At 34.4% G+C, this 24,015-nt stretch carries 16 protein-coding genes and 1 pseudogene; all 17 read right to left on the reverse strand.

Features of this window, described 5'->3' with window-relative positions; genetic code table 11:
- Positions 1-34: 34 nt before the first annotated feature.
- On the reverse strand, positions 35-1,633 hold the full coding sequence (locus BLR17_RS13415; protein ID WP_066328958.1) for a PepSY-associated TM helix domain-containing protein: 1,599 nt from the start codon (positions 1,631-1,633) through the stop codon (positions 35-37).
- 88 nt (positions 1,634-1,721) lie between these two features.
- On the reverse strand, positions 1,722-3,881 hold the full coding sequence (locus BLR17_RS13420; protein WP_066328959.1) for a TonB-dependent receptor: 2,160 nt from the start codon (positions 3,879-3,881) through the stop codon (positions 1,722-1,724).
- A gap of 92 nt (positions 3,882-3,973) precedes the next feature.
- Positions 3,974-4,354, reverse strand: coding sequence for a hypothetical protein (locus BLR17_RS13425; protein WP_066328960.1), 381 nt, complete (start codon positions 4,352-4,354; stop codon positions 3,974-3,976).
- A 266-nt stretch (positions 4,355-4,620) separates the two neighbouring features.
- Positions 4,621-5,172, reverse strand: coding sequence for a hypothetical protein (locus BLR17_RS13430; RefSeq protein ID WP_066328961.1), 552 nt, complete (start codon positions 5,170-5,172; stop codon positions 4,621-4,623).
- 264 nt (positions 5,173-5,436) lie between these two features.
- The gene (locus BLR17_RS13435) at positions 5,437-6,204 is read right to left on the reverse strand and encodes a hypothetical protein (RefSeq protein WP_066328962.1); all 768 of its coding nucleotides are present in this window, start codon (positions 6,202-6,204) and stop codon (positions 5,437-5,439) included.
- A 536-nt stretch (positions 6,205-6,740) separates the two neighbouring features.
- Positions 6,741-7,496, reverse strand: a complete 756-nt coding sequence (locus tag BLR17_RS13440) for a hypothetical protein (protein WP_066328963.1) — start codon at positions 7,494-7,496, stop codon at positions 6,741-6,743.
- A 312-nt stretch (positions 7,497-7,808) separates the two neighbouring features.
- Complete coding sequence (gene secA / locus BLR17_RS13445; RefSeq protein ID WP_066328965.1) at positions 7,809-11,156, reverse strand: preprotein translocase subunit SecA; 3,348 nt, start codon at positions 11,154-11,156, stop codon at positions 7,809-7,811.
- 80 nt (positions 11,157-11,236) lie between these two features.
- Positions 11,237-11,458 (reverse strand): DUF2795 domain-containing protein, encoded by a 222-nt coding sequence (locus BLR17_RS13450; RefSeq protein ID WP_007138072.1) that lies wholly within the window; start codon positions 11,456-11,458, stop codon positions 11,237-11,239.
- Between the two features lie 160 nt (positions 11,459-11,618).
- Positions 11,619-12,188, reverse strand: a complete 570-nt coding sequence (locus BLR17_RS13455; protein ID WP_066328966.1) for a cob(I)yrinic acid a,c-diamide adenosyltransferase — start codon at positions 12,186-12,188, stop codon at positions 11,619-11,621.
- A gap of 74 nt (positions 12,189-12,262) precedes the next feature.
- A complete protein-coding gene (locus tag BLR17_RS13460; RefSeq protein WP_066328968.1) occupies positions 12,263-12,952 on the reverse strand; it encodes an ABC transporter ATP-binding protein in 690 nt (229 codons plus the stop codon).
- Positions 12,953-13,063: 111 nt separating this feature from the next.
- The gene (locus BLR17_RS13465) at positions 13,064-13,843 is read right to left on the reverse strand and encodes an O-methyltransferase (RefSeq protein WP_066328969.1); all 780 of its coding nucleotides are present in this window, start codon (positions 13,841-13,843) and stop codon (positions 13,064-13,066) included.
- 93 nt (positions 13,844-13,936) lie between these two features.
- Positions 13,937-14,608, reverse strand: a complete 672-nt coding sequence (locus BLR17_RS13470; protein ID WP_217635908.1) for a 3-keto-disaccharide hydrolase — start codon at positions 14,606-14,608, stop codon at positions 13,937-13,939.
- Between the two features lie 31 nt (positions 14,609-14,639).
- Positions 14,640-14,975, reverse strand: coding sequence for a cupin domain-containing protein (locus BLR17_RS13475; protein ID WP_066328970.1), 336 nt, complete (start codon positions 14,973-14,975; stop codon positions 14,640-14,642).
- 63 nt (positions 14,976-15,038) lie between these two features.
- Positions 15,039-16,397, reverse strand: coding sequence for a glycoside hydrolase family 28 protein (locus BLR17_RS13480; protein WP_066328971.1), 1,359 nt, complete (start codon positions 16,395-16,397; stop codon positions 15,039-15,041).
- A 145-nt stretch (positions 16,398-16,542) separates the two neighbouring features.
- Positions 16,543-17,940, reverse strand: coding sequence for a Gfo/Idh/MocA family oxidoreductase (locus BLR17_RS13485; RefSeq protein WP_066328972.1), 1,398 nt, complete (start codon positions 17,938-17,940; stop codon positions 16,543-16,545).
- Positions 17,941-18,622: 682 nt separating this feature from the next.
- Positions 18,623-20,224: pseudogene (locus tag BLR17_RS13490) on the reverse strand (RagB/SusD family nutrient uptake outer membrane protein); the annotation flags it as partial.
- A 19-nt stretch (positions 20,225-20,243) separates the two neighbouring features.
- Complete coding sequence (locus BLR17_RS13495) at positions 20,244-23,567, reverse strand: SusC/RagA family TonB-linked outer membrane protein (RefSeq protein WP_083189492.1); 3,324 nt, start codon at positions 23,565-23,567, stop codon at positions 20,244-20,246.
- Positions 23,568-24,015 lie beyond the last annotated feature (448 nt).

The following is a 24,015-nucleotide window of genomic DNA, read 5'->3' on the forward strand; positions in this document are numbered from 1 at the left end:
GGTTATTTTAACAACTCTTAACTTCTAACTTTTTTTACTTTTTCTTCAAAAAAAGAATCAATCCCAATACACTTATAATTAGAATACAAAGGGCAATTAAAACCATAGTTAAATCACGGATGTTTTTTCCGGCCCAGTCCATGAAAAGGAATTTGTGTAAAATAGCGAAAGAATAGCCTTCTGTAATATCCGAATTGTTGATTTTTGCAGCCAGTCTTGAAGTGGCGGTTTCTATAAAATAAGTCGTTTTTTCAGGTGTGTCGTAAGCTAATTTGACTACAGGCAAACGCTTGTTAACAAAACCATACTCTCTGTTTTCAAAATTAGTAATCAGTTTTGATTCTAATAATTTTACGTTTTCTAAGGAAGTTTCGGCTTCATTCGGAATTTCCGGAGACATCATTTCACAACAAGGTGCTTTTGGAGCACCATCGGTAAAATAATAAGCCAGAAATTCGGCATATTGAAAATCTATATTTGGTATAATTTTGTTGGTTGCCGCATTAATATAAACTACTTCAGTTTTAGGATTTTCCTTTTTATTCCATTTCGAATTGGAATCTGATTTTGGTTTTTTGAACTTCCCTTTTGCAGCTTCTTCCAGTTCACAACGGTAATAAATACTGTCGTTGAAAGAGATAAGGCTTTGATTTTGAAAGCGGTTCCAGTCTAAATTGAGTTTGTTATTTGCTAATACAATTTCCTTAGTCTTAAATGTTGGTTCATATACCATTTGGTCCAAGGTGTAAGGATCCCATTTGGTTGTTGCATGATAAGCACCACTAAAGGCAAAAGTTAAGGTGAATAAAGAAACCCAGATTCCAATTTGGCGATGGTATTTTCGAATACCTTTTTTGGGTTCCAGACTATCAGCTTTTTTAAATTGTTTCCATAAAAAACCATAGATTACAATTCCGCTAATGGCCGAAAATCCTATGATTGACAATAAGAAAATCATTGTGATAATGCGGATGCTATTGTTACTGATGGCATCAATAAATGACCAGTTATGAAACGTATCAAAAAACCAAATGAAAAATTGTCTTGATTTTGGATTAAAAGTAGCCAGTTTGCCCGAAGACGTTTCTACATAGATTTCCATACCGTCAGGACGGTCAAAACTTAGTTTGTAAACCGGTAAATAACGGTTGACATATTTGTATTGCTTATCAAATTCAGTGATGATTTCACTCTTTTTTACAGGGCTTTTTTGATCTTCTAAGAAATAACGTGACAGCCATTCGGCATAAATGGTGTCTCCGTTTTGAAGTTCTTTTCCATTGGAACTATCAAAATAATGTAAATCACCTATGATATTTTTTACCTGATAAAAAGTGGTATTGTTAAAAGCAACAATTCGGAAGTTTTTAAACTGTTTGATGTTGTTTTGGGTTAAAACTTCCTGAATAGATAAAGCTAATTGTTGTGGTGGTACGGTTTGAATTTCCAGTTTTTCATGGGCAATTTCCGGTTTGAAAAAATGAGCCATAAACGGATGCATCAATCCTGACAAAGTCCACAAAATAACCGGTATGATGGTGATGATTCCAATGGTTTTGTGCCATTGGTACATATGCTGCTTGATTTTCTTTACGAATTTCGAATCTTTCTTTTTGTTGTTTTTTTTACTCATTTTTTGAGATTTTTTACCGTTAAGATTATCTAATGAAAAACCTAAATGCCCTTAACTTTTTAAAGGTTTAATTAAATGTTTACAGTGTTTATTTTTTTAAACACAGATTGTATTGAATTCCTAATAAAAAGGTTCTTGGAGCAGCTGCTACATAACTTGTTTGTGAGTTTGCAGCATTTCCCCGGGTTAAATTATAGGCGTATAATTTATCGGTAAGGTTCATCACATTTCCATAAACTTCGATGTTATGGTATTTGTATCCTACACGGGCATTAAAGATATTGTAACCATCGTATTTAACCGAATTTATTTGGTTTTGGTAATAACTACCTACTGATTGCCATTCGATAGAAGTTCTGAAATTAGGTAACCAGTTTGGGTAATAACTCACTTCTGAGTTTCCGGACCATCTTGGTGCCTGAGGCATTTCGTAACCGGCTAAGTTTTGTAAAGCATCTGCTGAATTATCCGAAAGTTGGAAATCAATGTAACGATGTTTGGCAATTGTTCCTCCTAAGCGAATGTTCCATTGTGTGCCGGGTTTGTAGTTGAGACCTAATTCAATTCCTTTGTGATTTGTTTCACCTGCCGAACGATAATCGGTGGAACTGTCTTCAAGACGAACGTTTAGCAATTCGTTTTTTCCATCCATATAGTAAATGGCATAATCAAGTACCAATTTATTATTCAGCAAGTTAATCCATCCGCCAAATTCGTAATTTTCAAAAGTAGCCGGTTTTAAATTATAATAAAACTCAGCTGCTATTCCGGTAGTTCCTCCGGTTCCAGTTTTGGCTCTGAAAATAGACGTAATACCAGGAGGTGAAAATCCTTGCGAATAGTTTCCGTAGAATCCAACATTTTTGATTGGGTTGAAATTAACCCCTGCTTTGAAAGTGAATTTGTTGTAATTTTTATTTCCTGCAGAGTTATCCAAGGCATTTTCGTAGTTGATTTTCATTGCATCATAACGAGCTCCTACATTAAAAGTTAGTTGGTCAACAGGGCTAAAGCTGATTTGTTTAAAAACAGCCGTATTGTAGATGTCTGCGGTGTAATTAGCCAGTTTAATTTCCGGATGTTCAGCTACAATTTCGTATTTATTTACGGTTTGTGTTCCTGGATTACCCGGATTTAAAGAGGCTTTTAAATTGATTAAATAAGCCCAATAAGTCACAGGAGAATAATCGTATAAAGCTCCGCCCACTATTGTCGTGTTCCAAAAATCAAGTTTTTGAGTGTGTTGTCCAATAAGTCCGTAGCTTTTAAAATTGTTAGAATTTACTTCTCCGGTTGCAGTTGTAGGGTTTTTTGTGGCACTCCAACGAATTCCATAAGACGGATTCTGTCCCAGTTTGTTATCACGGTGGTAAATCGTCAAATAGCTGTTGGCATTTGTATTCCAATCGTGTTCCAATGTCAATCGTGTTCGCAAAGCATCCGACTTTCTGTAAGTAAAATCAGAAGTACTTTTATAACTTCTGTTATTAAAATCAGTTTCGTTTACCCCGCCACTCATATCCGAATAGTATTTTCCAATCATGGTGTTACTTATCAAACGGGTTTTGTTGTTGATAGTATAATCTACTCTGATATTCAAATTGTCTTTGTTGTAATCCGAATAGGTCATCCAGGAGTTTTGCTGAAGACTTGAGATTCCTGAAATGTGAAATCCGATTTTACCGATGGTAGCTGCACCTGAAGCCTGAATTCTTTTGTAACCCCATTGATCAGCCTGGATACCAAATTTAAACTGAGGATAAAAAGAAGGCTTTTGCGAAATTAAATTAATGGTTCCGCCTACAGCTTCCGGTCCGTACAAAGAAGAAACAGGACCTTTGATGACTTCAATGCTTTCTAAATTAAACTGATTGATTTCCAATAAAGCATTGTGATTAAAAATTCCCAATGGACGAATAGGTAAACCGTCTTCAAGATATAGATAATAGGCATTGGTGGTCATCGGCTGACGAATAGCCATCATATTTTGTTCATTACCTAAGTTTACCATCAAAGCACCAGGCGTTTTGTTGATGATTTCATAGGCAGCAACGGCTTTGGTTTCGTTGATGGTTTTAGCCGTTAGTTTACTGATAGCAACAGGAGTTGCTGCACGTTTTGTAGCGGTACGATTGGCAGTGACAAAAACATCGTCTAATTTTTGGATTTTAGTAGTGTCGATTTTGTTTTTGTTTTGCGCAACAACAAATTGGCTCATAGCAAGGAAAGCCAGGAAAATATTTTTCATTTTAAGTAATATAAATTTAAGAATAACGGGCTTTTCTTAGATGAAATCCAAGAAAATACACTTCCAGGTAACTGGAATGGTTGTACTGAAATTTATATTAAACAGGATGGAGGTCTAAAGGAAGAAAGGGTTACCGAAACAGGTTTCTTCTCCTGTGTATGGAAGTTAGGTTTTGAACTGTAATTGAATTCAATAATTTTGAAATCATCAGCTACAACCGTATTCTGGATAAAAACCAAATCAACTTTGTTGTCCAGATTGTTTTGCATTCTTTTTTCGTTGTCCTCGTATTTTTTTAAGCTTTTTTGCAATTCGCATCGACCGTTACAGGTATTGTCAACCAATTTACGTTGCACACAAATGGTTTTTGCAATTTCGTCCTGATGTAATTTGAATGAGGTATATACAAAAAAGCTACCGAAAGAGGGTAGTAATAAAAGAATTGAAAGTATTATGCTGAATAAAGACTTCAAAAAAGTGCTTTTTTGTTTACAATTGCAAAAGTACTGATAAATATTTTTTTAGGGCGTTTTTTTAACAGAAAAAACTAGGTACATAAACAATTTTGAGCTGTTGGGTTTTGAAAATAGTAACCGTAAGCTTGTCATGCTGACGAAGGAAGTATCTCATCACATTAACTTAATAAAGATGATAGTGCTAAAAAACCGCATTACAAACGCTACAATTTTTCTATTAATTTAAGCTGGTACTCGTCACAGACGAGCACCAGAGGGAGTTTTTATTTCCATCTTATTATTAATCTAGTTCTGTATGCACCTTTCTTATGATTGCCAAGTATAAATTGGAAAACAGATATTTCGTTGTTTTCCCAAGCTAATTCTTTCTGCCAATATGTTGGTTCATTTTCAGTTGTTAGTTTTCCTTCTTTCTTAAAAAAATCATTAAAAAGTGTTGTGTTTTTTTCATACACGGATTTAATTAAATCATCGTTTTTTAAGTTATCCCAAGAATATTCAATTAGTCTTACAATACTATCATTTTTTGTGTAGAAATATGATACAACTGGATTTGGAGAAAACTTTTTTCTTTCAAATAATTTAGGTTGCGCAAAGTCAAAATTTTTAATTCCTGGGAAGTATTGATCTGATAAACTTATTGAGTATGATTTGAAAATCTCTTTGCTGTTGATTTTGTTTTCAATTTTATTGACTTCTTTTAAACTTGGTCTTTTAACTTGGAAAACAGAATTATCACTATGAATTGCTTTTGAATTTGAGCAACTGTAAAGAGTAATTAATATTAATAAATTTATGGTGATAATTTTTTTCATCATACGGTTTTTTTGAAATAGTAGGGTGTTCTTCGTTTGGAAGTTTTAAAAATCCGCGTTACAAACGCTACAATTTTTTTATTAATTTAAGTAGGTACTCGTTACAGACGAGCACCAGAGGGATATTATCCGCAATCTTGTCATGCTGACGAAGGAAGCATCTCATTTAGTAACTCGATAAAGGATTTAACTCATTATTGTATGTCCAGAATGAAATTCTGCTTTATCGTTTGTAGATATCCGAGTGGTCGGAATGAGCTTTTTTTAGAAATCATAGGTTAATTCGATTGTGTTGTTAGGAGGAACTGTAATTTCATAATCCTGACTCAAATTAATTCCATTTTTTACTTTAATTATTTGTATAATATTTTTTTCACCTTCAGCTACAAATATGTTAAAGACATTATTTAAATTTTTAGCAACCCAGTTGTCATAACCACTGAATCCAGTAGAATATTCAGAATCTAAAAATGTATTGTTGCCTATTTTTTCTCCAAAAGGGTAAAATGTTCTTACTTCAAAATGGTCAGCAGCTAACTGTGGAAGAAAATTATTTAAATGAATTTTAATATAAGCTTTTTTGGGTATATAAAAGTTTTTTTCAATTATGGTATCCCTTTTTGTAATAGAATAAATGGGATATTCAAGGGATATACTGCTAGTTCCTGGTGGATTATATGATTTTATATATTTATTGGAATCAATTTTTGAATCATCAATTTTTATTTCAAAATAACCAGGGGATGTATTTCCAAGTTCAGTGTCTTTGATATAAAAGTTTTTATTGTAATTTCCATTTTCGTCCGATTGTGTACTTACTATTTTTCTTGTATAACTACCGCCTAATTCGCCTCCCCATATTTTGTATTTTAATGAAACTTTGATATTAGAAACAGGGACATTATTTAATGTGACAAATTTTCCTTTTAGAGTGGTACAGTCATTAGTACAGCCTTTTTTTGTGTCATCATCTACTTTTTCACAACTAGTAAGTATTATGGATAGTGTTATAAAATAAAAAAAGTTTTTCATGTCGTTAAAATTTTTTAAAACAGGTTTGTTTTAAGTTGTTTTATATCATTTACTTATATTGTTGTAATTTGCGAAAGTGGATGATTTATTTTATAAATATAGCAGATTGTACTTACAATAAAATGTTTTTAATGTTATTTTTTTAATTAAATATTGTAACCTGAAGTTTTTGGATATTAAAAGAAATCCCCGATTATTTTCATGATCGGGGAAATTTATTTTGATTCAGATTTGATAACTTTTTAAAGGCTATCAAATCTGAATGCGGATTATTTATTGATAATAATTCATTTTACTATCGCCGCTGCGAGCAGCACGCTCTAACTTGATATAGTTTTGGTTTAGTTTATTGGTTACGGGTACTAGCAAGATGGTCGCACGAGTTGGGTGTGTTCTCGGCTAGGAAGTTTTAATAAGTGTTACAAACGCTACATTTTTTTATTAATTTAAGTAGGTACTCGTCACAGACGAGCACCAGAGGGAGGAGGCTTAAGGTTTATATCCGCGCGGTTGGGTTGCAAAAAAACGGTATTAGGTTAGTTGTATTTTTGATATAAATTTGCACCAACTTTATCTCCCAATTTCATTAGATTATTGTAAATAACTTTGCCAATCTCATTTAGGTTTTTGTTTCCAAAATCTAAAGCAATAGTCAGAGGTAAATGAGCATCAGACCTATAACTTCGAGCTATAGCTAAATTGCCTTTTTTTTCATAATCATCTGCAGTTTGTAACCAATTTTTAGCTATTCTAAAAAAATGTTCTGAAATAATATCCTTTTCAGTATTGGTTGGGTCTAATTCGATTGCTTTACGGCAATGTTTTCTGATATTAAACATATCACCTTTATCAAAAGCTTCGAAGGCTAAATTGCGATAATCTATAGCTGTTCTTTTATTTTCAATCTCATTTTTTTCTACTGTTGCTTTGCTCTTAGCTGATATTTTATTGAATATTATTAGTCCCTTATAATTATTGCAATTATTCTTTATGTATTCATATATAATTAATCTATTATTTTCTTTCTTCCACAATTCATCTTTTGTTATTTTATTCATGCAGTCAAATATGTTTTCCAATATTTCTATTTGTTCTGAATGATGTTCAATTTCTGCAACCTTTTTATCTTTTGCTGTTGCAATTATTTTTTCAAGTTTATTTTTTTTCATTGTTACTTCGTCTAGACAAAAGCAAAGATTCTTGGCGGCATCAATTGTAAGGTCTTCTTGGGCTGTAGATTTTGTGTGTATAATACAAACAATTGCTATTGAAATTAAATCCTTTATTTTCATTTTTAAATTAAGTATTTATAATGTTATATGTGTTTGTCAATTTGAAAAAAATACTTTTTGATAACAAACAAATATATTTAAATAGTCTTAAAAATTTTATTTTAAAAAAGGGAGTTTGTACCCTAGCCCCGATAGAGCCGATATCCTCGTAGTGAAGCGAAGAGATAAAGGCGAAAGTGGGAGTGGAGTGTATTGAAAGGACAATAGTACTGCTCCAAAAAAAAAATCCCCGACTATTTTCATAATCGGGGATTCTCATATTTATTTTGTCTGCAAACTGCTACTGCTCCCGATAGTTATCGGGACTGCAAACTATTCATTAACAATAACCCATTCGCCGGTAGCTAATAAGGCTTCTGCTTTTTTGTATTTCATAGACTCGGTTTTTCCGGTAGCTATTTGCAATAAAGTAACCGTATCGTTGCGGTTGATTTTTGGCATCTCTCTTACAATGGTTTCCGTTACCTGACGTTGCTGAGTCTCACCAGCTTCGTGATTGCTATTTTTGCTGTTAGGAATTTCGTCTTTAGTCAATTGTAATTTTTCTTTTGGACGAACCACTTCTCTTGCTTCTTCAATTTCCGGAGCCGATTGTTGCGGTAAATCACCTTTGAACAAGAAGGAGATTACTTCTTTGTTGATTCCGTTCAACATGCTGTTGAATAAGTTGAAAGCTTCAAATTTATAGATAAGCAATGGGTCCTTTTGCTCGTGAACGGCTAATTGAACTGATTGTTTCAATTCGTCCATTTTGCGTAAGTGTTTTTTCCATGCTTCGTCAACAATCGCTAAAGTGATGTTTTTCTCAAAATCAGCAACTAATTGTCTTCCTTCTGTTTCGTAGGCTTTCTTTAAATCGGTTACAACGCTTAAGGTTTTTACACCATCAGTAAAAGGAACTACAATACGCTCAAACTGATTGTTTGGATCTTCGAAAATGTTTTTCACGATAGGGAAAGCTTCTCTGGCGCTACGCTCACATTTTTCGTTATAGAATTTCAACGCTTCTTTATATACTTTTCCGGTTAATTCTAATTCGTTTAATTTCGTGAATTCCGCTTCAGTCACAGGAGAAGTGATAGAGAAATAACGGATTAAATCAAATTCGAATGTTTTGAAATCATTAGTCGCTTTAGTGTTTTGAATAAATAATTCGCAACTGTCATACAACATATTGGCGATGTCCAGTTTCAAACGCTCGCCAAACAAAGCGTGACGACGACGTTTGTAAACTACCTCACGTTGTGCGTTCATTACGTCATCGTATTCCAATAAACGTTTACGAACACCAAAGTTGTTTTCTTCTACTTTTTTCTGAGCACGTTCGATAGATTTCGTCATCATCGAATGTTGGATCACTTCACCTTCTTCAAGTCCCATTCTGTCCATTACTTTCGCAACTCTTTCAGAACCAAATAAACGCATTAAGTTATCTTCAAGAGAAACATAGAATTGAGAACTTCCGGGATCTCCTTGACGACCGGCACGACCACGTAACTGACGATCAACACGACGAGAATCGTGACGTTCCGTACCTACGATTGCTAAACCTCCGGCAGCTTTCACTTCAGGAGTCAACTTGATATCGGTACCACGACCAGCCATGTTGGTAGCAATAGTTACCACACCTGCTTTTCCTGCTTCTTCTACAATCTGAGCCTCTTGTTTGTGCATTTTAGCATTCAATACGTTGTGCGTTACACCACGCATTTTCAACATACGGCTTAATAATTCAGAAATCTCAACAGAAGTTGTACCAATAAGAACCGGACGACCTGCTTTAGATAATTCGGTTACGTCTTCGATAACGGCGTTGAATTTTTCACGAGTAGTTTTATAGATAAAATCTTCTTTGTCTTTTCTGGCAATCGGACGGTTTGTTGGGATTTCCACAACGTCTAATTTATAGATTTCCCAAAGTTCGCCAGCCTCAGTAACAGCAGTACCAGTCATTCCGCCCAGTTTGTTGTACATTCTGAAGTAGTTTTGCAAAGTTACTGTTGCAAATGTTTGGGTAGCTGCTTCGATTTTTACGTTTTCTTTAGCCTCAATCGCCTGGTGTAATCCGTCAGAATAACGACGACCATCCATGATACGACCTGTTTGCTCGTCTACAATCAGGATTTTGTTATCCATGATTACGTATTCAACGTCTTTTTCGAATAAAGTGTAGGCTTTTAAAAGTTGCGTTAAAGTATGGATACGCTCACTTTTTATGCTGAAATCCTGAAATAATCTTTCTTTTGCTTCCGCTTCAGCATCTTTTTCTAATTTTTGTTTTTCGATGTTGGCAATTTCAGTTCCAATGTCCGGTAAAACGAAGAAATCAGCATCAGTGTCTCCTGAAAGGAATTTGATTCCGTTATCAGTCAATTCCACCTGATTGTTTTTTTCTTCGATAACAAAATACAATGCTTCGTCAACCTTTGGCATTTCGCGGTTGTTGTCCTGCATGTATTGGTTTTCTGTTTTCTGAAGTAATTGTTTGATTCCTTCTTCACTTAAAAACTTAATCAAAGCTTTGTTTTTAGGCAAACTTCTGTAAGCTCTTAACAACATGAAACCACCTTCTTTAGTGTTTCCTTCTTTGATTAATCGTTTCGCTTCGGTCAAGAATCCTGTAGCTAACTGACGTTGTAAACCAACAAGTGTTTCGATTTTTGGTTTTAATTCCATGAATTCATGACGATCTCCTTGTGGTACCGGACCAGAGATAATCAAAGGTGTACGGGCATCATCAATTAATACCGAATCCACCTCATCGACAATAGCATAATTGTGTTTTCTTTGAACCAAATCAGATGGCGAATGCGCCATGTTGTCTCTTAGGTAGTCAAAACCAAATTCGTTATTGGTACCATAAGTAATATCAGCATCGTAAGCTTTTTTTCTTCCTTCAGAGTTCGGTTGGTGATTATCAATACAGTCTACTGTCAAACCGTGGAATTCAAATAAAGGGGCTTTCCAGGTACTATCACGTTTTGCCAAATAGTCATTCACGGTTACTAAGTGAACTCCGTTTCCGGTTAAGGCATTCAAATACAAAGGAAGTGTAGCTACTAAAGTTTTTCCTTCTCCTGTTTGCATTTCGGCAATTTTACCCTGATGCAACACCATACCACCAATTAACTGTACGTCATAGTGAATCATATCCCAGGTAATGTCTTTACCGGCAGCATTCCATTTGTTTAACCAGATGGCTTTGTCTCCGTCAATGCTCACATAGCTTTTTGTAGCCGAGAATTCGCGGTCTTTTGGAGTGGCAGTAACCGTAATTTCTGAGTTTTCTTTGAAACGTCTGGCAGTTTCTTTTACTACAGCAAATGCTTCCGGAAGAATATCCATTAAGGTTTTTTCAGAGATAGCGTAAGCCTCTTTTTCCAGATTGTCAATTTCTGTGTAAAGATCTTCTTTTTTATCAATGTCTTCAATGCCTTCTACTTCAGCCTGCAAACTGGCAATTTTAGCATCGGCAGCAGCGCGGGCTTGTTTAATGGCGTCTTTAAAGTAGATAGTTCTTCCTCTAAGTTCGTCGTTAGACAAAGCAGTAAGACTAGTTTCAAAAGTCTTTATTTTATTGATATAAGGTTGTAAAGCTTTAACATCTTTTTCGGATTTATCTCCTACAAAGGCTTTAATAATGCTGTTTATAAAACTCATAATAGTTTTGTATTTCTAATTAATTCTATCTCTATGTTGAACAAAAAAAAAGTCTCTTTTGAGACTTTTTCTTAGTTTTTTTAGTATTCATCCTCGTTCCAAAGATAATCTTCGTCTGTTGGATAATCTGGCCAAATTTCTTCCATTGACTCATATATTTCGCCTTCATCTTCAATAGATTGTAGGTTCTCTACTACTTCTAATGGAGCTCCTGCACGTATAGCGTAATCAATAAGTTCGTCTTTGTTAGCAGGCCATGGGGCATCACTAAGATAGGATGCTAGTTCTAATGTCCAATACATCTTTTGTCGATTTAGTTTTGTGCAAAAATAAATTTTTTACTGAAAAAGACAAGTAAAAAACCATTTATTTTAAAAAAAATTAAGAACGTGTTTTTTAGTAAACAGTTTTCGGTGTTCAGTATTCAGTTTTTCCTGTAAACTGACCACTGCAAACTGAATACTATTTCCTCGGAATCCATTTTACTTCCTCGGCGTTCAAATCAAGGGACAACTTTCGTGCCAATACAAAAAGATAGTCAGAAAGTCGGTTTAAATAGCTAATAACTATTTCAGGAACAGTTTCGTTATGACTTAAATGTACTGTCATACGCTCGGCTCGACGACAAATGCAACGGGCAATATGACAATGTGACACAGTAGGATGTCCGCCGGGTAAAACAAAATGCGTCATTTGAGGAAGTTGTGTTTCCATGGCATCAATTTCATTTTCCAATAATGCGATGTCGCTTTCAATAATTCCTAAATTTTGCAGACGGAGTTTCCCGTTTTTTAAAATTTCTTTTTCTGCCGGAGTGGCTAAAATAGCACCAACAGTAAAAAGACGATCCTGTATTTCGATTAGGATTTCTTTATAATGCGAATCGATTTCCTGATCACGAATGAGTCCGATATAAGAATTCAATTCGTCCACCGTTCCGTAGCTTTCAATGCGGATGTGGTCTTTTGGGACTCTGGTTCCGCCAAAAAGAGCTGTGGTTCCTTTATCTCCTGTTTTAGTATATATTTTCATTTAAAGTTGTTTAATCGATTAATTGTTTAATCGTTAAGTCGTTTATCCGGTTAAACGCATAAACAAATAAACGGTTAAACTTTACTGGTGTCACTTTCAATCAATCCATCTCTTAAACGAATGACTCTGTGTGCATAAGCTGCAATTTCTTCTTCGTGGGTTACCAGGATAACGGTGTTTCCATTGGCATGAATCTCATTAAAAAGTTTCATGATTTCTACTGATGTTTTACTGTCCAGATTTCCTGTAGGTTCATCGGCAAGAATTATGGAAGGTTTATTGACCAAAGCTCTGGCCACAGCTACCCGCTGACGTTGACCTCCCGAAAGTTGGTTGGGCTGATGATCCATTCTGTCGGCAAGGTTTACTTGTTGGAGTACTTCAATAGCTCTTTTATTGCGTTCCTGTTTTGAATATCCGGCATAAATCATAGGCAATGCCACATTATCTAAGGCAGTAGTTCGTGGTAGCAGGTTGAAGGTTTGGAAAACAAAACCAATTTCTTTGTTACGGATTTCGGCCAGTTCGTTATCTTCCATTTGGCTTACATCTTTTCCGTTTAGGATATAAGTTCCTGAAGTAGCAGTGTCCAAACAACCCAGAATATTCATCAGAGTCGATTTTCCCGAACCGGATGGCCCCATTAAAGCAACATATTCGCCTTTGTGAATTTCTAAATCAATGCCTTTTAATACATAAACAATTTCATTTCCCAGTTCAAAATCCCGTTTGATATTCGTTATTTTAATTAATGGCCTGCTCATAATTTTAAGGTTTCGATTTAGAATTTATTTTCTAAAACCAAAGCTAAACAATCCTTGATAAATTTGTAGGTATTATTGTGAAAATCTTATGATTTAGAGAGGGCAAATGTATTATGTTCTAATAACAAAATGTTCTTTGGGTTGTTCTCTTCTAAAGAAAACCAATCCCCATTGAAAAGTATCAATTGTTACGCTGACTTTTGGATGTTTTTTTATCGTTTCCCAGGCTGTTTCCATTCCGACTGACCAATGAATATCGTCAAAAATCCAAACTGTGTCATTAGTGATTGTAGGTAATAAAAGTTCGAAATAGTCTAAAGTAGCTTCTTTTGAGTGATTGCCGTCAAAATATATCAGATTACAGATTTTAGATTTTAGATTGCAGCTTTGAAAGTACTCATTAAATTCAGTTGTGACCCATTCTACATTATTGAAATTGAATAATTGCAATTGATTTTTTGCAATTGCCATTGTATTAGGGCAACCTTCTAAAGTTGTTATTTGGGCATTTTTATTTCCAAGAGCCAGGGCAGAAGTGGCTAATCCTAATGAAGTTCCTATTTCTAAAATGCTTGATGGTTGAAAATAATTGACAATTCGATACAATAAGAGGGCGCGTTTCGATGAAATTCCTGCTATTTTGGCTATTTCGGCAATACTTCTTTTATTCGAATTAAAAACTCTGGAACCTGCACCAAAGTCGGTGACTTCAATCGAATTTTTATTTTCTAAAAGTGTGTTGCGGTATTGCTGTAAAATAGCGTATTCGGGTTTTGATTTTTTGTCATAAAAACATTTGGTAATCAAACTGAATACAAAAGGGGAATGCACCGCATGTTCGTTCTTAGAATACCAAAGGAATTTTAAGTAAGCTTTAATTTGAAACCACATAGAAATTAAAAAAGTAAACCGCAAATTTCGCAAATTAACGCAAATCTGCTTGTGTTAATATGTGAAATTTGCGGCTAATTAAAAAAGAGGATTTTATTTACTTTTTTTAATGCACACTTTTCTAAAGTCAATCGGGAAACCTTCGTATTGCAATAAAACTCTGCCTTCAGTAACCGAAGATTCTGTACCCTGATTTACTAATTTTCCGTTTAGTTTTTGAGTGATTACACCATTTTTTGAAGTAATAATCAGTTTATTCCATTCTCCAATTGGTTTTTCAGCATCAGCAAAACGTTTGCTAACCACACTTTTTCCCGGTGTTATTTTAGTACCGTTGATGTTTAAAGTTACTTCCTGAAGAAAAACGAAATCACCGGTAGCTCCTTCTTTTATTTGGAACTGAATGCCTTTTGGCCATAAAACATCGGGAGTTTCAGACGGAACAAGGTACATTACACCACTGTTTTTGCTGTTATTTTTTTTAACAAAATTGGCATCGGTATTCCATCGGTATTCTACTGTTAGTTCAAAATATCGAAAAGACTGTTCCGACATTAAGTAGCCCGCCTTTGGTCCATACATGCGAATCATTTTGTTTGCTACCGAAAAAAGATCGGCGGCATTGTTGTGTTTTCCGGCTTCTTCGCCAAAGGCATACCAGCCTTTTAAATCTTTTTGATTAAAAAGAGCAATGCGTTTTTGAGCGTTATTATTTTGTGAAAACAGAAACAAAACAATAAGTAGTAAACGATAAATAGTATTCATAAGGATTATTATTTTATTTGAAATTTTGGCTTTATAAAAATTCTTCACGCAAAGGAGTAAAACTATCCACCAGTTTTACATATTCTGTTAGGGTTTGAATACTATGATTCAGATTAGATTCAATTTTATAAACATCGCCTTCGTTTAAAAGATATTCCCGGTCTTCTACAAATAATTTCAACGAACCCGAAGCCACATAGGTAATTTGCTCATGAATGTGTTGATGGGGCGGATCGGGTGTTTCCATTGGCCCGTTGTGAAATTCAAAAATAGTCATCATCAAATGGTCTAAGTGAATCACTTTGCGCATTAATGAGCCATTGGGATTGATAGCTTCAAATCCTTCGGTGCTTTTAGTTACTTCCATGTTTTTTTTGTTTATAAGTGCTTCAAAGTACTTAAATATTTTTTTGAAAATCTAATTATGCAGCTAATTTAGTTGATAAACATTTTTAGTGTCTTCTTGAATAAGCCAAGGCCTTTTATCCGGTAATTTTGTTGTTATTTTACAATTTTTGAAAGTAACAGTGTCTGCATGTCTGATGAAGAAACCAAAAGCATTGGTGTTTCCAAAATAACTTCCTTCAGGATATTTACCGTCATATTCCATAACGGTTTGATCGGTTGTTTGAATTCCTCCTTTTAATTCGAAATTTAGATTTTCAAAAGTTACATTCTGGATATTATGTCCTTTTATTCCGGTAATAATCGAAGGATATTGTTGGGTGAAATCAGTTCCAACAATATTTTTAAAATAGATGTTTGAAATAGTTCCAATACGTGTTTGTCGGTTAGGAACGGTTCTTTTTCTATCGGCTAAAAGTATGAAGATAGCCTGTCCACAGTTTGAAATTTGGCAATCACGAAAATTTAAGTTGTCAATGACAGCTCCATCCATAGATTCTATGCAGAAAGCAGAATTTTGATACGCATTTTGTAGCATCAATTCGGAAACATCAAAATTCATAAAGCTTCCTAAACCATCCGTTCCTAATTTAAAGCAATTGCCGGCTTTGACATTTAGTTTGTCTAATAGGCAACGTCTGACAACAATATCTTTGCAACCGTATTCGCTACCGCTTTTAAAACAAATTCCATCATCTTCCGATTGGATAAAACTATCTTCAATAAGTACATTATGGCAGTCAACAATGTCTATTCCATCACGATTAGGTGTTAGTTGTCCTGTGTTTACTTTAATTTTTTGAATAGTAATATTATCCGATTCGATATAAACCTGGGTCCAGCAAGCGGGTTTAATAAGGCTTATTTTGGAAACTGTAATAGCATTGCAGCCTACAAACGCCAGAATAGAAGGGCGGTCTTTTTCGGTACCAATTTCTTTGACATGCATCCAGGGTTCATAATCGCCCTGCCCGTTAATGGTTCCTCCTCCGGTTATGGTAACGTTATGTACTTTGTTTCCATAAATTAATCTTCTTTGACAATCCTGAAGCATTCTATTGGGGTATTTGGTGTCAATAAGATGATGCGGATAATCCTTTTCATCATCTGATTTTATTCCTAAAAGAGTTGCTGTTGAATTAATTTTTAAGGTCAAATTATTTACTAATAACAATTGTCCGGTTAGGAAAATACCTTTTTCTAAAACAACTGTCCCTCCATTTTCTTTACAGGCATCTATTGCTTTTTGTATAGCCGCCTGATCATTGGTTACGCCATCTCCTTTGGCACCAAAATCACGTACATTATAGTTGTGTTGGCTTATTTGAGCATTGGAAAACAGAATGGACAGAATGAAGAAAAGTGTTATAAAGTTTTTTTTCATGTTGTATAGAAATTGGAATAAGAGCCGAAGTTAATTAATCATGGAATTTGGTGGAAAATAATTGATAAAAATAACCCATTGGAAGTAAAGCTAAAAAGCAAATACCAATAATGGGTTATTTATTAAAATTGAACGATTTAGAAAATTATTTATTTCTGTTAGGCATTGGTGTTATATCGGTTAAGTCTTCTATTTTTATAGGATTTCCTGATTCAATACTATTTCGGGCGGCGATACCAATTAAAACTGACATGGCACCGTCCCTGCTTCCGGCAGATCTTTCAAACGGATCGGCAGTATTTGGTGTTTTGAAAATTTTGTCATGCAGGCGTTGATCGCCACCACCGTGACCGCCTTTTTCTGTTGGAACAGTTACTTTTTCAAAATCTTTCCAAAGTTTATGTACTATAATTGTTTCATGGTCTGCATCTTCTAAGGCTGATTGTTCCATTTCCTTGGCATGCATTTCAGCCTGATCCACCTTTGTTTTTTTATCATACGGAATATCTAGAGATGCTTCAATGCGTCCTTCGGTACCGTTAAAAGCCAATCTCCAGCCTTCAAAAGGGGAGTAGGTGGTAAGTGAATAATTTACAGTAGCATTGTTAGCATATTTTATTTGAGCTGACATTTTATCGTAAATATCGATTTCTTCTCTGAAAAGACAGTTGTCCCGGATGTAACCATCGTATTTTTCATTGGCTACATACAAGTCCATCGATTGCTGGTCTTTAGTAATGTCATAATAGTAGTTGCAGGTGGATTTATGTTCGCAGCTTCTACAATTTTTACCTCTGAAAGGATTGTTTTTTCCATAATGTTCTAAATCGCCCAAGGCAAAAACTTCAGTCGGATCGGAATCAAGCCACCAGTTAAGTAAATCAAAATGGTGTGTGGCCTTGTGTACCCAAAGTGAACCTCCATTTTCTTTTTGACCATGCCATCTTCTAAAATAAGAAGCGCCATGATAGGTGTTTAAATACCAATGAAAATCAACAGAAGTGATTTTTCCAATAGTGTTATTGGCTAATAATTCTTTTATTTTGGTGCTGTAAGGGCTCCATCGATAATTAAAGCCAACAATTAAATTTTTACCTGATTTTTTTTCGGCATTTAAAATTTCCTGGCATTTATTTTCGTCGGTGGTAAGTGGTTTTTCGGTAAGCACATCATAACCGGAAGTTAATCCTTTGATGATGAATTGATGATGGGTTGAATCTTTAGTAGTTACAATAATTAAATCGGGTTTTGTTTTTTGTAACATTTCATCAAAATTTACGAATGTAGGACAATTTACTCCCATAAATTTTTTAGCATACTCCAATCTTCCGGGATTAATGTCGCTGAGGCCTACAAATTCAAGTATATCTGAATATTCCTGAATTAATCTTTTGCCCCAAAAACTAGTACCTCTGATTCCTGTTCCTACAAGAACAATTCGAAGTTTTTTAGTAGTATCAAAATCAAAAGAACTAAGAGGAAATGCTGTATAAGCCGCAAGCATGCTTATAGATGTTAAAAATTTTCTTCGTGTAACTTCCATAAAATTTTGGTTTTTAAATTAAGGTTAATAGAATTAAAAGGATTGGTTTTTATAAATGTAATTAATTTATTTTGAATTTTTTAGGGTCGATTTGAAGTTAGCTAATAAAAAATCCTCCGTCTTTTTTAGACGGAGGATTTAATGTAATTAACAATATTTATTATTCAGAAGCGTATCCATAACCTTGGGTAATATTACCGTTAGATTGAGAAAGTGTTTGGTAAGAGAAAGCTCTTATGTAACGAGGAGGATAACCGGCTGTATAATAATTATCTTGATATCCCTTAAAAATATCTGTAGTATATTGGCTTTCATTAGCTACAATATTGATTCCCCATTTGGTTTTTACATATCCTGCATTTTGAAGATCTGTTGCTTCCTGGCTATTTGGATTGATATATCTGTACAAACCTTTAATAGCTATGTTTCTATTTCCGGAAGAAGCTGTGAATCCGTTTCCTGAGTTGTAAGTGGTTCCTGTCCATTTATCACAGTTCCCTCTCCAACCAGGTGTTAAAACTGGATAATTTGGATTAGATTCATCTACATTTGCATTTCCTGTTAACATAGTTGATAAGCCAAAAGAAGTCATGTTTACCGCTTTTGTCCAAATATAATTAGAAATAGTTAATCCTGTTTCTGGGAAAGTGTAATATCCATTAGTTTTTAAACCGTTGACCATGGCGATTTGTCTGTCACGAAGTTTTTTGATTCTTTCTGGCATTTTTCCTGATAAAATCATGTCCCAACGTGTATGTCCTTCTCCTGCTAATTCTAATTTGCGTTCCTCTAATATTCCATCAATTAAGGCTTCACCTGTTAGAGCATTTACATAGTTTGTTACTTTAGCGGTTTGATCAACAGAAGAAAATGCACGACTACGTACTTTCGTTAAATTTAATTTAGCATTTGGTTCATCTCCCAAAAGGGCATAAGCGTAGGATAAATTTAAAATTACATCACTCATACGCATTTGTACCCAGTTACATCCAGAAGAACGCTGCGCTGCTGTATAAGGATCTTTCATACGGCTTTCATCCAGTTTGTTATTAGCTAAACCTCCTTTTTCTCTGCTTCCCGGAGAAAAATCAATTAATTTTTCAGAGCAGGCTCCTGAATTAGCTGTAACTGCTACTGTTACATCTCTTCGCATGTCTTTTGGATCAAATTCACCATAATAAAACGCAGCATAAATACGGCTTTGTCCATATGCTTTACAAGGAAAAGCGTTAGCTCCACCACCACCTGATGGACGGCCAAAAGCATAAGGGAATTCCGAAACACCTACTGCTCTTGTTGTTCCTGTTTCAAAAATTGATTCTGGACTAACAGTTAAATCCATGATGTATTGAAAATGTCTTTGGAAAGGATTGTTGAAATTTCCAGTTCTTTCATCAGTGGTTATTAAACGAGCTGTACCTGAATTATCTACTAATTTTTGAAGGTATTCTTTTGCAATAGCAATATAGGTTTTGTAATCGGTGCGTCTCACATATTTAGCGTTCCAAAATACGGTTCCTTTTTGTTCAAAAGTTACAGTTCCATAATCAAAATCAGTACGGCGCGTCTGCCACCCTCCGGCAGCAAGAGCCATTCTTCCAATTAATCCCTGAGCAAAAGATCGGGTAAAACGCTCGGCTGTTAAACCTCCTTCTCCGATACGATTCATAAGTGGTTCAACTTTTTTAAGAGCTTCAATTTCTTTATCATAAATTTCGTCTCTGGAAGTTAATCCAGTTGTTTCTAATTGCTCTAAGTTTCTTACCGGAACATCAAAATAAGGGACATCACCAAAATATTTAATTAAGTATTGATACATATTGGCACGAAAAACGACTGCCTCTCCATATAATTGTGTCCATTCAGTAATTTTGTTAGCGGCAACCGCATCTTGGTATTCTTGTTTAGCGCCGATTGCTTCAATCATAACATTGGAACGACTAATTATTTTATAGGCATTAGCGAAGAAACTTTTTGGATTTGTTTCATTGATACTTAAATCAGTAGCGAAAAGTCCTTCTGGAATATGTCGGCTTTGTGCGCTATAAGCTTCCGGATGACATTCTGAGTCAGAACCTACGATTTCAGTATCATAAAACATTCCTGAGTCGGCAAGTCGCCAAATATCATAGTTCCCAACCATAGCTTTGTAAGCTTCACTTGGAGAGGAAAAAACAAAGTCTTCATCTACCTGTGAAGGAGATTGTACTTCTAAAAAATCTTTGTTACATGCGGTATTTGATAAAATCGAAATACAAAGCATGAAATATAATAACTTTTTCATAATTTAATTAGCTTTAAAATTAGAATGCAACGTTAACTCCTAATGTAAATGAACGCGGACGAGGATAAGAACCATAATCAAGCCCCGGAGTAGGGTAGTCTCCGTTTCTTGAAGAATCAGGATTAACTTCCGGGTCTAAACCGTTATAACTAGTTATTGTAAATGCATTATAGATAGTTCCGTAAACACGTAAATTACTGAATCCGATTTTTGTTAAAATATTTTCAGGAAGAGAGTATCCTAAAGTAAAAGTATTTAGTCTTAAGAAAGAACCATCTTCAATAGCGTAAGTAGAAGTCATTGTTGATTCGGCAAAAGGAATAAAAGTAGTTGTATTGGCATTTAATGCATTTAAATCAGCTGGTGCTACAACCGGTGTAATCTGTCCGTTGATAACATCGTAGATTTTGTAAGCTCCTGCTAATTCTTGCAGTCTGTTTCTAAATAATCCTGATTCTTTATTTCCCTGATAAGCATTTAAATGATTAGCATTATAAATGTCATTTCCGTAACTCCAGTTAAAATCAAAACCAAAATCAAAGTTTTTATAATTCCCACTTAGGTTAAAACCACCAGTATGTTTAGGATTCATATTTCCAATAACCTTTGTATCACTTTCGTTAATAATTCCGTCGTTATTAAGATCTTTGTATTTTGGTACTCCGGGATAAGCGGTTTGAGAACCTGGTTTATGTCCGGTTGTTCCGTAAACAGTAGCAAGATAACCACTGGCAATATCAGGAATTCCTGATTTTAAAGTGTAAGTTCCGGCTCCAGCTGCATTGTAGTCAAAATCATTTGTAGTGTACCAACCGTCATAAACCCATCCGCGAACTAAACCTACAGGTTTGCCAACTTCAAAAACATAATCTCCGGATTGCGGTTTGTTGTTGATACCTCCCCAGGCAGAGCTATAAGTGGAATTAATTCCTTCTCCTAATTTATCAACATTTCCTTTGTTAAAGTTAATGTTGACACTTCCGTGCAAATTAAAATCTTTTGTTTTTATTAGATCTCCGTTCAAAGAGATTTCTATTCCTTTATTACTAGTAGTTCCTAAATTATCATACATTGCGGAAAAACCACTTATTTCAGCAATTGGTCTTAATAATAATAAATCTTTTACGGTATTTTTATAAACATCAATTGTACCTTTTAATTTATTATTGAATAAAGCAAAATCAAGTCCTATGTTTCTAGTAATTGTCGTTTCCCATTTTAAGTTAGGGTTATTAAGAGTTGAAGCTGGTACATAAGATAATTGTTGAACTTCATTTAAAGAATATCCAGTTAATCCTCCTGATTCCCAGTTCATTTTCCATAATCCTGCATTAATCCCATCATTACCTACTTCTCCATAGGAAGTACGTAATTTAAGACTACTAATCCAGTTTATATTTTTCATGAAATTTTCATCAGAAATACGCCATGCAACTGCACCAGCAGGGAAATATGCCCAACGTTGAGTTGGAGCAAATCTAGAAGAACCGTCTGCTCTAAAAGTGGCGGTAAATAAATATTTATCTAAAAAAGAATAGTTAACACGACCAAAATAAGAATTAGAACGATTTGGTGTACCAATATTGGAGCTGAATCCACCATATTTTGTATCGGAATGATCGTAAGAATCCATGTTTGCAAAAGCACGCTGCGCATCAAAGGAAACAGGGTACCTTCTTCCGAAGACATAAGTGCTTTCAGAATGGGAATCAGCAACTTCCATTCCTGCAAGAATACTTAATGAATGTTTTTCCCCTAATCCTTGTACATCGTAGTTTAGTGTGTTGAACCAACGATAATTCCATCCTTCTGAAGCGTTAATAGATGCATCTCCTGCAAAAGTTTTGTTGCCTTGTGAGTCTACATATCGTTGATAAATAGCCCCCTGCCATATTTTTCTTCTGCTCCAATCAGAAGTTAATCCTAAGTTTGTTTTAGCAGTAAGACCTTTAGTGATTTCCCAGCTAAATGCAGTATTAGCTACTAATTTTCGAGCGATATTAGTGTCTGTGTAATCGTTAATTCTTTTTACAGGACTATAAATGTCATTTAATAGTGTTTCATAATCTCCTAATTGTGTATTAATGGTAACATCAGATTCACCTAATACATCACTTGCAGCTATAGGACGAAACCAGTAAGCAGATGTTAAAAGAGAACCTCCTCCGGAGCTTGTTCCTTCGTTTCCGATATTTTGTTCTTGACTGTATCTTGTGTTTAATGAGAATGTTATTTTATTTCCTAATTTTTGATCTAATTTGAAGGTAACATTCGATCTTTTGTAAGATGAATTTATTTTCATACCCTCCTGATCAATATGATTTACTGAAAATACATATTTTGTTTTTTCGTTTCCACTTGTGATATTAAAGTCATGATTGTGTGTGAATGAACTTTTATAAACTTGTTTACTAAAGTCTTCACTTTTTACAGTTTTATAGTAATCAATTCCTGCACTGTTACTGCCGTTAAATTCATTACCTATTAACCATAATTTTTCCCAGGCATTGGCATAGCCATCTCCGATAGCTTGTGCATAAGCCCAGTTGTATTTAATATAATCGTAACCATTCATTACAGGTAGATATCCTGTTGGTGTGTTGAATTGGGTATAACCATCATATGTTACTTTTGTTTTTCCTTCTTTACCACTTTTAGTAGTTACTAAAATTACTCCATTTGCTCCCTGAGCTCCATAAATGGCGGTAGCAGAAGCGTCTTTCAATACATCGATACGTTCTATTTGACTTCCCGGAATGCTACTGATTGAAGAAACCTGAAAACCATCGACAATATAAAGAGGTTCGTTGCTTTGTGAAATGGAACCTCCACCACGTACACGGATTGATATGTTTGCACCAGGTCTACCATCCTGAGCAACTACATTAACTCCAGGAAGTTTTCCTTGTAAAGCTTGAGCAACATTTGCAACTGGGGCTCTGGTAACTTCTTCACTGGTAACTGAAGCAATAGACCCTGTAAGATCTTTTCTTTTTGCAGTTCCATAACCAATTACTACAATTTCTTCCAGTTGGTTGCTTTCTTCATTCAGGCTGGCATTGATTGTGGTTTTGCCATTTACAGGGATTTCCACAGTTTTATAGCCGATGAAACTAAATTGTAGAATTGATTTAGCATCAGTTTTAATGGTATAATTACCATCAAAATCAGTTGAAGTACCTTTTGTGGTACTTTTGATAAGTACAGAAACTCCTGGTAGAGGTATCCCTGTTTTGGTGTCTTTAACTATACCTTTTACAGTAATTTGTTGCCCAAGTGCAGGGAGGTAAAAAAGAAAACCTAATAGAATTATATAAAATTTATTATTAATTTTTGTATTCATATTTTTTGTTTGTTGGTTAAAAATAATAGTTTATTTAGTAGATAAATTAGTTTTAACTGGTGTTGTGTAGATTCATGCTTTTGAGAATATTAGATTAATAAATAATTGTTAAAAAAAGATTTAATAAATAAAAAAGAGCTGTTTGTTGAAAAATGTAATCGATTAACTTTATACTTAAAGTTTTTACTAAAAATAGTAAAAAAAATAGTAATCGATTACAAGATATAAATTTTTTAAAAAATAACATGAATTTAAATTATTAATGTTTTTTTTAGTTGTTTTTTTTGCGTTTTGTGTTTTAGGTTAATTAAATGTTAAATATTAACTTTTGGATTAGTGAAAAAGGCTGTAATAATGTAAGGGGAATTTTGAAGTTTGATTAAGTGTGTTTTTTGAATGGAAAATATATTCATCAGATTTCGTAGTAATAAAAAAAATCATCTGATAT

The sequence above is a fragment of the Flavobacterium glycines genome, from assembly GCF_900100165.1.
GTDB classification, from domain to species: Bacteria; Bacteroidota; Bacteroidia; order Flavobacteriales; family Flavobacteriaceae; genus Flavobacterium; species Flavobacterium glycines.